Genomic DNA, 15,485 nt, shown 5'->3' on the forward strand with positions numbered 1-15,485 from the left:
TATAAAGCAACATTAAGCTTTTCTTGACTTTATTCATTTTTTAAAAGTTCTTGAGCTTTTTCTAATCCAATCAAAAAATTATCGCTTTGTGAATTTGCACGAAACAGACTATATAATTTATTGGTATATTCTAGTTCTAAGTTTTTTGAAAGATTTTTGCAAATAATGAATGAAAGATTTTGCTCAAAAGAATTCCATAGTTCATTTAATACAATCTCATTTCTAGCTGAATTGAGATCTAAATCATTATTTCCATTAAGATCTAAAACAAGTAGCATAGGAAAAGGCCAAAGTAACATAGTCTTTTTAGCGTTAAAGCTATATTCAGGAAATAAACCTCCGGAGTAATTTATTCCATGTATTGAAAATGACGCATTTGATTTAGCCAGTGTTTGTGTACGTGGTGTTAATTTAATCTCACCTGTATCATTAATTTCGATTGAATCCCCTTTCTTTTTTATTTCATTAGTTTCCCAGTGCATTTGTAAGCTTAGACTATATTTTTGCCCATTTACATTAGTTTCATTTGAGTGCACATCAACTTTCTCAACAGGAATTCCGTTTTGTTCTATAATTCCAATTATTGCGTTTCCAATATATCCGGGTTCATCAAACACTATTAATTCCTCGCGTATATTTGCATTTTCTGCCCAGTAGTAACTTTTTAATTCTGCTGCTTTTTTATTTTGAAAATCGATTTTAGAAAAATTATTTTCTTGATTTTCTACTATTATTTTAATAGGGATTTGTGGATTTGGAACTGCAAGTTTTATAGCTTTTATTAAAGCTTCACCTGTATAATGTTTCCAAGGATGATTTTGTTTTAGTAATAGTTTTGTACATGTTCCAGGCTCATCTTTATCACTTTTTAAAACAGTGAATATACTGTCATAGCCTTCAATAACTAATTTTAATGGTTCATCAAAATTATATTTGCCTTTCAATCTTTTGGTTTGGACTTCAACACTTTCAGATACCATAAATGTTGAAAGGATACCAATTCCAAATCTCGATATAGGTTTGTAACTTAAGTCAGTTTGTGCTTTTAGGTCAAAGAAATCTTTAGATTTATAGAAAGAAGAACCAACTTTTGAGTAATAATTATTAATAATATCCTTATTCATTCCGATCCCATTATCAATAACTTCAAGATAATCTTGTGTACCAATTGTATAAAATTTCACTATGATGTTTGGGACATATGGAGCTTGCCATGAGTTGTGCATAGCTTCACTAAGCAGACAAGCATCAATTGAATTTTGAATAAGCTCTCTTAAAGCAACTTCTTTGCTACCATACAGCTGCGTCCCCATAAGCAATTCAATAACTTGATTTTTATTCAGTTCAAAAGATGTGTCCCAATATTCATATAAAGGTTCTCCCGATTCTATATCTTTTTCGGGACCAATTCGTTCTCGGTTTACTTTTATTGGCAGATTTAATTTATATTGAGAAAAATCGATGTAGCCGTTTTGTTCTGAAATTTTTGAAAGGATTGCGGAACAATTTTTTAGTTCTGTATCAATGTAGTCACAAAATTTTTTGATTCCGGATTCTATTGCAGGATGATTGCATTCTGCAAAAAAGGAAATTTCATTTTGATTAATTCTCCATGCTTTTACTGATCTGTGTTTTTGCCATTCAAATAAGGAAACAGAATTTCTAACTGATAAATGAGAAAATAATACAGACGGTGTTCTTTTAGCGTCAAAGTCAAGTAAATCAGCCAAGCGAAGAATTACTGCAATATACGGAATACAAATGTTTACATCCTCACCGCTTAAAAAAATTGGATCTAAATTCATTAACGAAAGGGTATCCTCATTATGACTATGGCATATATCAGCAAGGATTTTTGTTAATGGTGTATCATGATAAAAAATTTTATCTTTCCAATCTCGGGCAAGAAGTTTTTTTACTCGTTGCGCATGATTAACTCTGATATATTCAGAAATTAAAAATTGTTCTATTAATTCTGCTTTTGAAAACTCCTGATTTACTCGTAATCGATTTATATCTTCTAACCTATCAGGATATGTATTTTTGAATCTTTCGAAATTAGAATATTCTTTTTTTTCAAAATCAGTAGGATCTAAATCCAACCACTGCTGTTTCCAAGCTTTTATTTCATTTTCATCAGGAGACATTCCTAAATCATGAAAGAATGCTGATAATATCAGAAGCATTAGCTCAGGTACAGTAAGTTTTTCTAAATTCTCTTCTGGAATAAGTTTCTCCATCAAATACAAAACCCTAAACAAGTGTTCGCTGTCATGTAATGTATATTCAGGCATATATTTAATAATAAGTTTTGCCTTATCATAAGCATACAGCACACATTTGTGTATAGTATCACTGACTTTAGAATCTACAGTAGTGCTTTCGTTGACTGTTTTTGTTCGTAATGCAGTATAGATTTTACTTTTTGAAAGACTACTTTCTATATGTTGCTCTGATTCTGACATAGCTTTATTATTTTAATGGAATTTTAAACCGTTTTATATTTATTTTAAAATACTACTAGTTATTCATTAGCAGTTTCTCTAACATTTATTCTTTTTTGTGATAATCCGTATTTTTTAAATTTGTATCTCATAAATGTAGAAATTAAATCTTCATGGGTTGACATGAAAATTTGGTGATCTGCAAAATCATTTCTTAATAGATCTATAAAACCAACAACGTTTATTTCATCCATAGTTTGTACAGGATCATCAATAAATAAAATCTTGTTCTTTGAATATTTTTTATTTAATGCCAAAGTAAATGAAATAATCAAAGCTGATAATTGTCCGGAACTCATTGTAAATATTGCATCATAAGTTTTAGAAGGATCAGTCTGGAACTTAATTCCTTTGTCATTTGATATAAATAATCCTAAGCCGCCTTGAAAGTCCTGTACAATTCTACCAGAATAAATGTGAAATAGTATTTCAATATCATTTATTAATTTTTGATTATACCTTTTTAATGATTCTTTGTAGACAGTACTTATTTTTTTTATAGAATCTACTTTTTCACTCGCATTTTTAAATTGCAACTGTAGAGCTTTTAGTTCTGAAGCTTTTAAAATAAAGTTTTTATTTTGATATTTTGAATACTGCCAATTTATATAATTAGCTTTTTCATCAATTGTGTCACCTTCAAAATCGAGGATGTTTAATTTATTAGAGAAAAAGTATTGCGTAAAAGTTTCATTAAAATGAGCTTTAATTATATCTAAAGGAATTTCTTTTTTTAGTCTTTTAAGTGAATCAAGTAATAAAACAGTTTCGGGCACATATGACATACTAGGGGTTGAGCTTAAAAATGGGATTAAATTCAATCCTATCTGTTCTATTTTTCTGGCTAGAGAATTAATTAGCAGATCGTCTTGATTAATTAAATTATTTACAAATGTTATATCAATTTCATTTTCTATTTGATGTATATTAATAATTCTAGTGTAAATGGGAATATATTTGTCTTTAAATTCCTGAATTTGTTGTGTGATGCTTCCTGAAGAAGCAACTACCAGACTTTTGATTTTTTCGGTTTGAGCAGTAATATTTTCTAATAAAATATCAGCCTCTTTCCAATCAAATCCACATAAAATACATTCACCCTCACTATGAGTCAAATAATGAAAATCTTTAAATTTTGAAGATAAAGAATCACGTGTACTATTTAGCTGATTGTGAACTGTTGCTAAATCACTAAGTTCGTTTGCAGATACTTTTAAAGAACTCAAATCTGAAATATAATTTGATAAAATTACTACGTTGTCTTTAGGGAATAAATTAATTGGTTCAATAAGTAAGATATCTGACTTTACGATATCAAGACTAATATTATTAAGATTAATCAAGAAAGTTTTTTGTAACTCCTGTAATTCTTTTTCTTTGGTCAGGTCTTCTTTTTCACTTAAATACTTTTGATAACGTATGACCTTTTCAAGATTAGAAGATTGACCAATTAACTTTTCAATTTCGTTATTGTATTGAAAATCTAGAAAAATTAATTTATTATTTACTAAGTCTTTTATTCTGGTAATAATTCCATCTTCATTTAATAAGTCAGTATACTTTATTACATCAAAAGAAATTTCATTTTTATCCCATTCATAGCTTTGTTCTGTAAAGAGTTTTATATATACAACTTCATCACTAGAGGATAATTGATCTGCTAATTCAGTAAGTTCGTTTTCTTTTTCATCTAGTTTTGTTTTTGCTGGCGCATCACATAGTTTTAATAATTTTTTCTTTATCTCATCATATAGTGCAATTTTATTTTGGAACTCCTGGGTATTAAATAAATATGCAATACTGTCTTGTTTATCCTTGTCCTTATTTTTAAGAAGATATGTACTGTCTTCCTGTTCTACATAATTGAGAAACTCAAAGTTTTCTTTATAGTCCTTTCCAAGTAAATTCTCTAGATAAGTAATTTCATTTTCTATAAGGGTTTCTACATGATTTTCAAAATCTGCTTTTAAGTACAATTTATAGGAATTAAAAAAATGATTATTAGACAGGTTTGTCTTCTCAGCCCTTCTCTCTAATACAATAATGTGAGAATCATGCTCAATTTCTGCTTTGATAATTAAATCTTCATTTTCACCATATTGATTATAAAACGGATATTCGCCAAAAGTTTGAGATCCTTTAATTGTTTGCTCTCCCAATTTGACATATCTTCTTATTTGTCCGGTAAGTAATAACTCAATTGCATCAAATAATGATGTTTTTCCAAATCCATTTGGTCCATCCAATACTAGTAAATGAGAATCTTCAAATTTAAATGTCGCTTTTGTAAAGACTTTAAAGTTTTGAATGTAGATTTTTTTAATTTTCATCTGTGGGTGTTTCTAGAGTTAGCCTTTCTAAAATTTCCTGTGGACTTAAATTTTCAAAGTTTTCAGGACTTAAAGAAAACAGGGAGTTTTCCATTAAATCAGCAAATTCATTAATACCTTTGTTAGTCAGTACGCTATAATTAGTATCAAATAACGATTGTAAATTATTATCTTGTTCCACATTAATTTTAACAAAAGGAATTTTATGCGTTATTCTGTAAATTAATGATTCCCAGCAAAAAAGAGCAGGATTTGTTTTGTATTTAGTGAAGTTTTCAGACACGATAATATTTTGTTCTATAAAGGCTAAAGGCTCTTCTGCTGATTTACTGATTTGAAATTTTAGTTCTTCCAATTCATTTTCAGAATAAAACAATACAAGCTTTTTAAATAGGTAGGGATCCTCTTCTACAGTAAGAATGTGTTCTTTTAACTCTTTGAATTGTGTGTCTTCTGGAATTTTTGCCAAAATAAGTAATGAAGTGTTTTTATCAATATCATTGCTTTCTATGGCATTTTTACAAGCTTCAAAATATTGGTTTTGATTCTCCAGAATATCAAGATCATCCTTTTCAATTACTAACCAAAAAGATATTTTTTCTTGATTAAGCGGAAAAGAGTATAAATTACCTACTGACGACTCTCGGAGTAGAAAGCCATGATTTTGAAAAATATTGTTAACTATTGTTTTCATTTAGTTTTAGTTTTGCATCTGCTAGTTTTATTAATGAAACTTTACCCCAGGCGGTAATTCTAGTATAGTTTTTTTTAATTATTGGATCCTTATCTTCAACATCTATAATGTTGTTGATTTCTAGATATAAGGAGTCTACATTAATGCTTGAGGTGATAAGATTATGTCCAGCATATGGAATTTCTAGATCTGTGTTTTTGATATTTGTTATAATATCACGGCAGACATCTTTTTTTAGGTCCTCTCCTTCACATATAATTGTTGGAAACGAACGACTTTTCTCAGCACATACCCAAACGAAATCATTTTTTACATTGCCATCAAAAAGTCGCAGTTGATGTAGAATTTTACAAAACCCTCTTTTAAATTCATTTTTTTGAATATTATTATCCTTATAATCTGAAATAGAGTCCATTTTAAAGGATCTATTAGGCATAATGTTTCTGATAAATTGTACTAATTCGGAAGCATTCAAATCGTTTATTTCAACAATATAGTTTGCAAGTTTTTGTTTTTCATCTTCAGTAATATCATCATCATCTAATTCCATGCAGTATTCCTGATAATAACGATTTAAATCTGCTTTTGTGAGATATAAGTAGTAATCAGGATTAAATGATTCATTTAGATTATCATGATCAAGGATATTTTTAAAATCAATAAAACTAATAGGCTCAGTGAATGCTGCATTATTTTCACTTTTCTTACTTTTATGAATTATACTATGAATTTTTATAACCTGTGTTAATATGATATTCTCCAAAAACTGTCTTGATGTTTTAATATAATCAGGACTTAATTTCCAAGCAGTATCATTAAAATTTATTGAATAGTAAATACTTATTTGTTCTTCTATGAAACTATCAATTTCGTCTAATGGGCAATGAGTTTTTGTATTGTATATGCAAATTTTCATAGGCGGGTGAGCTCCCTCAATGTCAGTGACAGTTTTGTCATGTATATATTGTGCCAAATGGAAGAAGGCATCATTACATTTATATTTGACTGATTTTTTAACTAAATCTTTAAATGCCGATTCATATCTACTATAATATGTGCTTTTAACTGCTTTAACCTGATGGATTGACTTTATTACTTGATTATGAAGTATTGCAAAATCTTCCAAGCTGTCCAATTGTAAAGAGTAATTGTTGGCCGCCGTGACATCATTTAATATTTTAAGTGTTTGGTAAAGAGCAACTTTTCCTTGATAGACAAAGCCACTCCATGTTGATATTGCACTATGGACTATTTCACTATTAATATCGTCAAGTTGGCTCATTTTCTGTTAGTTATATTTAATAAGAGAGTATATATTTCGTGATTAGTCCTCTGTTATTTTCAAAATAACTTGAAGGTGACTAGCAAAAATAACCTATTTAGGATGTTGTTTGTACGGAAAACCGTAATAGATATCTTTAAGTATGATTTAATACTGTCAGCCATAATCTAATGTTTATCTTTTGCCCTACAAATTAATTTCACTTTCTTACTGGTACGGAACACGATGCGTCATGCTTACATCTTCCCCGAATACGTTCATGTGCTTTGAATTACCTGTCATTGATAGGAAATACTAGGGAATCACTTATAAATGGCATTTTAGTTGGTTAAATATATCTGCCTATTTCATAACTAAATGAATCACATACCACGTTATCGTTATAGCAAGTTACATAATTACACTTTTTTTACCACAGTTTTTACATATGTATCTTTAAACTCCAAGTCCATTATATTTTAATCAAATTTAACCTTAGGCAGCCCCTTAACAATCTCTACAGTTTGCACACTTACATTGATAATACTCAAAATTAAATCTAAAATATATCTCGGATTCCCAACTTCGTCAGCCCAATCGTTTGGATCATTTTTGATGCCGCTGTCTTTGTGGGTGGTTACGGCGTAACGCTCCATAACCCATTCTATTGCAGATTTGCCATTTACAACATATTCGTAAGCTGTTTCAGGAATGTTTGAAATAGAAATACGGCTGTTGTAAATGATGGTTTCTTTTTGATTTTTCTTAGGGAAGCGCATTTTTTCTACTCTGTAAAATTCACTTTCGGCTCCTTTTATCTGGACGGTATCAAAAGCCGGAACGGTTTCATAATTGATATGGAGTTCTGCGAGTTCTCGACCTGCTTTGCTAAATTTCCAAAAATCCTTAACATCCTCTACCAAAGGTAAACGAGGCAACATTTTCTTTAAGTCATTGGCAAAGATTTCGCGGTATTCTGGACAATGTAGTAAACCATATACATAATAGAAAAGGTCTTCTTTGGTTACGTTTTTCCCATATTGATTTTTAGCTCTTTCGAGTATAAAATCACTCACACCATCACGACGGATGAAGTCACTTTTGTCACCAGTATCGAATAATCCTTTTTGGGCATGATTGTTTTCTTCGTAATAATATAGTGGAAAACATTGGGAATCTCCAATAATATGAAGATCAGGAATAGATGAAGATATTAGGGCAGAAAAAGGTTTATTGCCTCCTGGAGCTGGCAAACAAATTAATAAATTGTTTGTATTTCTAGTTGGAAATATTTTCTTCATCATCCCTTGCATATTATTCCAATCTTTATTGAAATATAGAATAGATTTAGAAAAAGGGCGATAATGTGCTGTTACCAAATCTTGATTAACAAAACTATATTTAATACCACGTTCTACAGATCTTTTTATCTCCCTTGTCCATGAAATATCCTTGCTTTCAAAATTTATAAAATTTTCAACATTTGGATTCTTTAAATCTTTAGATAATATTCTAAAAGATTCTTCTTCTTTATTGTAAAAATCTATTGATTTATTCATATTGATTTTTACTTCTTCTTTAGAATAATTGTATGCCCATGGATCTCTATTTGTTTTTACACCAGTAGAATAGAAAGGATTAAAAAAAACAGCTTTGTTTTGAAGATTTTTTTTGTCTCCAATTTCAATAAAGTTAATAAAACTATCATTTCTTTGACTAATCCAATCTCCGTGCTCATTTGCTTCTAATATTTTCCACGGCATTTTCTCATTTGCAATGGAGCCAAATTGTGTAATGATTTTAAGTTTATCTTGTTGGGTTAAATAGTCACCAATATCATGATAGTTTACGGTTGCTTTTTCTTGTTTTCCCACCGGATTTTTAATTAGGAAAGTGATTGAAATTGGAGTCCTGGAGCCTGATCCAAAAATTTTACCACCTTCTTTTCTTGACAATTCTCCGCTGGTTCTTTGGTTTCCTCTTAAATTAAATACATATATGGAGCTGAATTCTTTTTCCAAAGATTTACGAAAACCTTCCGAAGCATTTCCATCAAGCCAAGATCCATTTGATATAAAAGCAATGACGCCTCCATTTTCATCCAAACGATCAGAACTCCAACGAAAAGCTTTTATATACGAATCATAAAGTGATGTTTTATTTGTTGTATTGCTTTCTTTTACATAGGTATTCGAAATTCTGCTATCAAGAATTGGATAAGATTGATTTTGCGCATTGTCATTTGCAGATTTTTGCCCTACTGAATATGGCGGATTTCCAATAATTACACGAAGAGGAGCTTTCTTTTGTCTTAGAACACGTTCAGAATTTTGAGGGAACATTTCGGAAAACATTTTTTCACTGTTGTCCGATTCACCCAATTGGAACGTGTCTGTTAAGCAGATGCCATCGTAAGGAGTATATTTTTCCTTACCAATACCATCATCAGGATCAAGTGTAGCATCATGGTAAGCATTTTCGATATTTACAGCTGCAATATAATAGGCTAATAAAACAATTTCGTTCGCGTGAATTTCATATTTGTATTTACGTTCCAAATCTTCTTCTTTGATCAATCCGCTTTGAAGCAGTCGGGTGATAAAAGTTCCTGTTCCAGTAAACGGGTCTAGAATATGGACGTTTTCATCTGTCAAGCTTCTACCGAATTCTTTTTGAAGAATGTCGTTTACGGAATGGATAATAAAATCTACACATTCTACAGGTGTATAAACGATACCCAATTGCTCCACCATTTTTGGGAAAGCAGTTTTAAAGAATTTGTCGTAAAGCTCTATGATGATACGTTGTTTTCCTTCGGCGTTGTCGATTCCTGCAGCACGCATTTTTACGGATTCGTAGAATTTTTGAAGTATATCAACATCTTTTTCCAAAGCCTGTTCATCCAAAAGTGAAGTCATATTTTGCATGGCTATAGAAACAACATTATTTTTTACGAAGGAGTAACCCTCAAACAAGGCTTCAAAAACTGGTTTAGTTATGATGTGTTGAGCCAACATTTCGATGGCTTGATTTTCATTAATACTCGGATTTATATTTTTTTGTAATCCTTCTAAGAAATTAGCAAAAGCAGTTTTGTGTTGGCCGTCAGTTCTGATCAGTTTGGTGATGCGCTCCATATAGCGTTCGGCAATTTGCGCCACATCTTTTGCCCAAACTTCCCAATAGTTTTTATCTCCTACTTTTTTGACCATACGGGCAAATATTGCACTTTGTAATTCTTCAAAATGCAAGTTCATTTGGTTGTTTAAATCATTGTTTTTGTTTGAATCCAAAGAGGAATCATCTTTACGAACTGGATTACCATCGTCGTCAAAACCATATTCAGAACCACCAACGATAATTTGATTAGGGCGAACTTTGTTTAATTCTATTTTATTTACAAGTGCATTAAAACGATCATCATGTGCACGAAGCGCGTTGAGAACCGTCCAAACTACTTTGTAACGTTCGTTGTCGTCTAAACCTTTTTCAGCAGTAATATTAGAAGGGACTACAACCGGAATAATAATGTAACCACATTTCTTCCCTGGGGATTTACGCATTACACGGCCTACGGATTGAACCACATCAACTTGTGAATTACGGGCGGAAAGGAATAAAACAGCGTCAAGGGAAGGCACATCAACGCCCTCGCTTAAACAACGTACATTTGTCAAAATACGACAATCTCCCTCTTTGATATCAGATTTAATCCAGCTTAAAAGTTCATCACGTTCAGGAGCTGACATAGAGCCATCAATATGTTTAGAAGCAATGGAAACCATCGTCTCTCTTTTCTCTTTTGGTAGAGAATCAATATAAGAATCAGAAGCGGTGTTGTAGGTTTCTGTAATCTTTTTTGAAACTTTTATCTTGGAACAAAAGGCAACAGCTCTTTTCATTGGGAGCGGATCGGTATTTTTTATAATTCCCTCGTCTCCCAAAACTTGTTTTGAAAGTGCATTGATGCAGCCTATTAGTTTTGAGGCATCATCAGTAGATATTTCGCTGTTTTCATCCGCAATCATTTTTTGAATTGCCGGAGGAATATCATGATCATTCAAAGTAAGGATCAAAACTTTATAATCAGTTAATAAATCTTTTTCTACTGCTTCGCCAAATCCTATTCTATAAATTTCTTCACCATACAAATTGACGTCATCCATCGAACATAAAACAGCTTCTGCTTGAGCTGCTTTGCTTTTAACTTCGTCATTGTACAAGCGTGGTGTAGCCGTCATGTACAAACGTTTTTTAGCTTTTATAAAATTGTTGTCGTGTACTTTTGTGAACGCGGATTCATCAAAACCAGCAATTTTTAACCCCGTTGTTCTATGAGCTTCATCGCAGATGATTAAATCAAATTCATTAAACCCATTTTTTAGAATAACGTTCTGTGCTTTTGCGATAACTTCAATCGATTGGTAAGTAGAAAAAACAACAGTCATCCCCGTTTTTCCAGTTCTTTTAAAAAGATTGAATTGTTTTAAAATTTCATCAGGATCAGTCGATGCAGGCAAAGCCAAATCGATTGTGCTAAATGTATCGGTATCTTCTTCTTTAGTTTTCTTTTTGGAAATATCAGGGTCAGAACAAATACAAATCGCATTGATAGGTTCTTTTGCAAAAGTAGACCATTCCCTCAAAGTTTGTCCTAGTAAAGCAATAGAAGGAACCAAGAATAAAATCATACCGTTTCCGTTAGTTTCGTTTTCGGCGATGCGAAGTGAAGTAAACGTTTTTCCAGTACCGCATGCCATGATTAATTTACCACGCTCGGAAGTTTTAAAATTTTCGTGAGTTTTTTCTAATGCTTCTTTTTGATGGTCCCTTAAATCTCTGGTTACACAACGGGCTATTTCGCCATGAACTCCCAATTCCATTTGTATCCAGTCGACTGGAGCTTCTTGTAAATCATGAAGATGAATTCTTGATACTGGAGGATGTTGGTTTTTGATTGCCTGAGTTGCATTAGGCCCCCATTTATTTGTTGTTGAAATCCAAAGACGATGTGAAAAACGAACAATTTTTAATTCTTCATTTTTGAATGTACGACTAGAAGTAGATAAAAAAGAATCTACAGCCGGCTTATCAATTAGAGAAGCTTCCTGATAACATTTACATTGAATAGCCCAATAATCTCCATCAATAGTAAGAGCAACTAAATCGATACCGGTGTCGCCACTACCTAAATCATTTTTCCCTGGGAATTCATCCCACATCCAAACTTTTTTGAATCTGTAAGCATATTGTGGGTCAGTTAAAAGATAGGCTTGCATTAATCTTTCAAAACGAGCTCCTTTGTCACGTTCAGAAAATGAAATTTTACGGTATTTTTCTAGTATTTTATTAAAGCTCATTTGATTTTTTTATATGTAAGAAAATGATTTGCCGAAGGTAATATTAAATTGGGGTAAAATAAATTTGTAAAATCTATTTTTCCGAGGTTAAAAGTGTAACAACTCTAATCAACTTGTTTTTCACGAAAACAAAAATAAACTTTGTTCTTAATTTTATCAGACGATTTTCCTCAATTTAAAAAAATAAATATTATTAAACTCTAAATTTAAATATCCAGTAATATTTGAAAACCTTACAAATGAATTCTCCAATGCTATTAGGTAGTTGTGCTAAATACACAAAATTGATATTATGTAAAAATGATTTAATTCTAAAAGATCTCGTATGGCAATCATAAACTTCTCGTTTTAAAGTTTTGGACTACAGAGTATCTAACTTTTGTTTTAGCAAATGTTTATCTGGTAATTGAATTCTATATTCAGCTACCATGGTAGGAGAAAGACTTCTGCTTAACGCATATTCTACAACTGCATGGTCCTGATCTTTGCATAATAATATGCCTATACTTGGATTTTCATTCTGCTTTTTTACATCTCGATCTAGAGCTTCCAAATAAAAGTTTAGCTGTCCTAAATGTTCGGGTTTAAACTTATCTGACTTTAACTCAAATGCAACCAGACATTGTAACCCTCTGTGATAAAATACAAGATCAATATAAAAATCACTATGTCCCACCTGCACTTTATACTCTTCTGCGATAAATAGAAAATCTTTACCCAATTCAAGTATAAAATTTTTCATCTGATTGATAAGACCCTTTTGCAAATCACTTTCGGTATAGGTGTCAGAAAGGTTTAAAAAATCAAAAATGTAGCTATCCTTAAATGTGTTTGCGATATCTGGATGTAATTCTCTCATCACTGATGAGACTTTTGTATTTCCTATAATAGTTCTTTCAAAAACGCCACTGTTTATTTGTCTTTCTAATTCTCTTGAACTAAATTTTTCCTGACTTGACAGTCGCAAATAAAATTCTTGTTCTTCGATTGATTTAGTCCTGCTTAGAATAATAAGATTGTTTGTCCAACTAATTTCTCTCAGCAGTGCTGAGAGTTTTGGAAAAGCTTTGTATGTTTGATAAAATTGCTTCATTCTCCAAAGATTCTTATCCGAAAATCCTTTTAAATCAGGCTCACTCCGTTGTAAAAAATTAGCTAATTCTTTTACGACTGATTTCCCCCACTCTGCTGTTTCTAAACGATTGTGAATATACTGTCCAATATTCCAGTACAGATTAATCATTTCAGTATTAACAGCAGCAATAGCTTTTGATCTGGATTGTTTTATTAATTGAATAATATCGTTAAATTGTTCTAGTATCATTATTTCTCAGTTTAAATTATTTCTTGTCACTTCTTAATTACCAAATGTCTTAGTTCATAATCATTTAATAATCTTTCCTTTTCAGAATAAATAATATCCTTGATGTCTTTTTTTATTTGCAAATAGTTGCGTTGCACCATAGAGTTATCTACCTTTCGAATAATGGGAATATCTACATAATTATCCTGTTCTTCTTTCAATGCTTCGTGGTCATTTACTATTTCAGAATGAAATGTTTTGAGTTCGATTTTACAATCAGGGTCATCCGCTACCATACCCACGAATTCACCGGAACTAAGTCCGGAAATTTTAGACGGTGGCACAGCAGATTCCAGTTGTTTGGACCGGCTGACTGAAGTATCTCCACTATTGATGGAAAGGCTTTCTCTGTCTTGCATAATTTTCCCAAAACGTTCCGATAATTGTTTGGCTGTATCACCTGTTACCTGACCACTGACTATGTTTCCGGTAATGTTCATAATTACATCAGCCTGTTCTCGTCCATAATCTTTACGCAATTGACTAAAGTCTTGAATACCCAAACAAGTTGCTACTTTATTACTTCTGGCAGTAGCAATCAAACTATCCATATTATTGAGGTAAATTGTTGGAAATTCATCAAAGATCAAGCTGCTTTTCTGCTTGTTTTTTTGGTTCACTTGTTTAACCAATCGGTTTACATAAAGTGACAACACTGCTCCATATATTTGTATTTTCTGAGGATTATTGCCCATACAAACAATCTTAGGTTCTTCGGGATTATTGATATCCAAAGTGCAATCATTACCTGATAAAACATAGTATAATTGCGGAGAAGAAAGCCTTGCCATGGCAATTTTTGCCGAAGCAATTTGCCCCTCCAATTGGTCCATGACATTATTTAGATAGGCATTCACAAAGGGATTAATGAGTACCTCAATTTCTTTCTCAGCTCTAAGTAAGGTAAAGAGACTATCGTAATCCTCCTGCATGAGTTCAATTACATGAGGAAGAGTACAGAATTCACCATCTTTATATTTTTTTAAATACCATATTATAGCCGAGAGAAAATTAATCGGTGATTCCACAAAAAAATCTCCCTGTCGTTTAATCCATTCCCTGTTGAGCCCTAACAGAATTGTACGTGCAGATTCAGAAGCATCCGTAATATCACTCATAGCTGAAGGGTCTAATGGATTACATCGATTGCTTCTTGTCAGATCATCAAAATTAATTACATAGAACTGCGGTAATACCGGATAAAGGTGTCTGTATTTAAGCCAGGTATTATAGACGATTCTTGTCAGGTCATCAAACTTGAAATCATAGACAAACATGGTGAATTTTTTACGGATGTGCTGGGTAATAACATGACGTATTACAAAATAGGATTTCCCGGAACCTGGAGTACCAGAAACCAGTAAACCCCGAAAAGGATTTATGATATTTATCCAACTGTCTCTTATCTTATCTTTTAAATGATACCGCGCTGGAAGGTTGATGGAATACTCATTTTCCAAAAGTCTTTCCTCTTGGGGAAAGGTCTCATTTTCAGTATTAAAAATATCTTTGCTGTTGAGCCTGTTTTTTATAATACGCGATAATAATGTCCCACCTGTGAGCATTAAAAGAAAACCACTAGAAGTAATAGTCATATAGGCAATCGCTGCCAGCATTAATTCTATTTTCAGGTATAATGAAAGATAACTTATAAAGTAAATCAGAATCCCTGTGATTATATAAGCAAAAGCTGTTTTGTAATTCAGTTTTTCATCTTTTCGTCCTTTAGCTCCAATTAGTGAGATTATTAAAAATCCCAATGCAAAGAGTTTGGATTTATGAAAATTACTGAACAATCCTGTATAGTAAATATTACGCAAGATTTTATCACTGAACCCACTAACCAAATGCCACTTTCCAAATGCGGCATAACAGTAATAATAAAAATGGATTGTTAAAATAATAATACTGATGAGTCTTGTCATATCCAAGATCTTTCTCAGTGCCTGTTCGTTTTCTCCTGTCTGCATAGC

General features: G+C 31.8%; 7 protein-coding genes. All 7 read right to left on the reverse strand.

Annotated features, from left to right (window positions below; translation table 11 throughout):
* Positions 1–29: 29 nt before the first annotated feature.
* On the reverse strand, positions 30–2,465 hold the full coding sequence (locus B0A67_RS03375; protein WP_072959805.1) for an HD domain-containing protein: 2,436 nt from the start codon (positions 2,463–2,465) through the stop codon (positions 30–32).
* Between the two features lie 59 nt (positions 2,466–2,524).
* Positions 2,525–4,834, reverse strand: a complete 2,310-nt coding sequence (locus tag B0A67_RS03380; protein WP_072959808.1) for an AAA family ATPase — start codon at positions 4,832–4,834, stop codon at positions 2,525–2,527.
* Positions 4,824–5,528 (reverse strand): ABC-three component system middle component 1, encoded by a 705-nt coding sequence (locus tag B0A67_RS03385; protein WP_072959810.1) that lies wholly within the window; start codon positions 5,526–5,528, stop codon positions 4,824–4,826. Before B0A67_RS03385 ends, B0A67_RS03380 begins: the two co-directional genes overlap by 11 nt.
* Positions 5,512–6,810 (reverse strand): ABC-three component system protein, encoded by a 1,299-nt coding sequence (locus tag B0A67_RS03390; protein WP_072959813.1) that lies wholly within the window; start codon positions 6,808–6,810, stop codon positions 5,512–5,514. Before B0A67_RS03390 ends, B0A67_RS03385 begins: the two co-directional genes overlap by 17 nt.
* Before the next feature lie 458 nt (positions 6,811–7,268).
* A complete protein-coding gene (locus B0A67_RS03395; RefSeq protein ID WP_072959815.1) occupies positions 7,269–12,149 on the reverse strand; it encodes a DEAD/DEAH box helicase in 4,881 nt (1,626 codons plus the stop codon).
* Positions 12,150–12,510: 361 nt separating this feature from the next.
* The gene (locus B0A67_RS03400) at positions 12,511–13,473 is read right to left on the reverse strand and encodes a PDDEXK nuclease domain-containing protein (RefSeq protein ID WP_207557305.1); all 963 of its coding nucleotides are present in this window, start codon (positions 13,471–13,473) and stop codon (positions 12,511–12,513) included.
* 26 nt (positions 13,474–13,499) lie between these two features.
* Positions 13,500–15,482 (reverse strand): conjugal transfer protein MobC, encoded by a 1,983-nt coding sequence (gene mobC / locus B0A67_RS03405; protein WP_072959930.1) that lies wholly within the window; start codon positions 15,480–15,482, stop codon positions 13,500–13,502.
* Positions 15,483–15,485: the final 3 nt, after the last annotated feature.

Source organism: Flavobacterium aquidurense, assembly GCF_002217195.1.
Taxonomy (GTDB): Bacteria; Bacteroidota; Bacteroidia; order Flavobacteriales; family Flavobacteriaceae; genus Flavobacterium; species Flavobacterium frigidimaris.

What these genes read in the sequence shown, in the direction of transcription:
- B0A67_RS03380 (WP_072959808.1), bottom strand. Translation starts at nt 4,834, where the DNA reads ATGAAAATTAAAAAAATCTACATTCAAAACTTTAAAGTCTTTACAAAA.
- B0A67_RS03385 (WP_072959810.1), bottom strand. Translation starts at nt 5,528, where the DNA reads ATGAAAACAATAGTTAACAATATTTTTCAAAATCATGGCTTTCTACTC.
- B0A67_RS03390 (WP_072959813.1), bottom strand. Translation starts at nt 6,810, where the DNA reads ATGAGCCAACTTGACGATATTAATAGTGAAATAGTCCATAGTGCAATA.
- mobC (WP_072959930.1), bottom strand. Translation starts at nt 15,482, where the DNA reads ATGCAGACAGGAGAAAACGAACAGGCACTGAGAAAGATCTTGGATATG.
- B0A67_RS03400 (WP_207557305.1), bottom strand. Translation starts at nt 13,473, where the DNA reads ATGATACTAGAACAATTTAACGATATTATTCAATTAATAAAACAATCC.
- B0A67_RS03395 (WP_072959815.1), bottom strand. Translation starts at nt 12,149, where the DNA reads ATGAGCTTTAATAAAATACTAGAAAAATACCGTAAAATTTCATTTTCT.
- B0A67_RS03375 (WP_072959805.1), bottom strand. Translation starts at nt 2,465, where the DNA reads ATGTCAGAATCAGAGCAACATATAGAAAGTAGTCTTTCAAAAAGTAAA.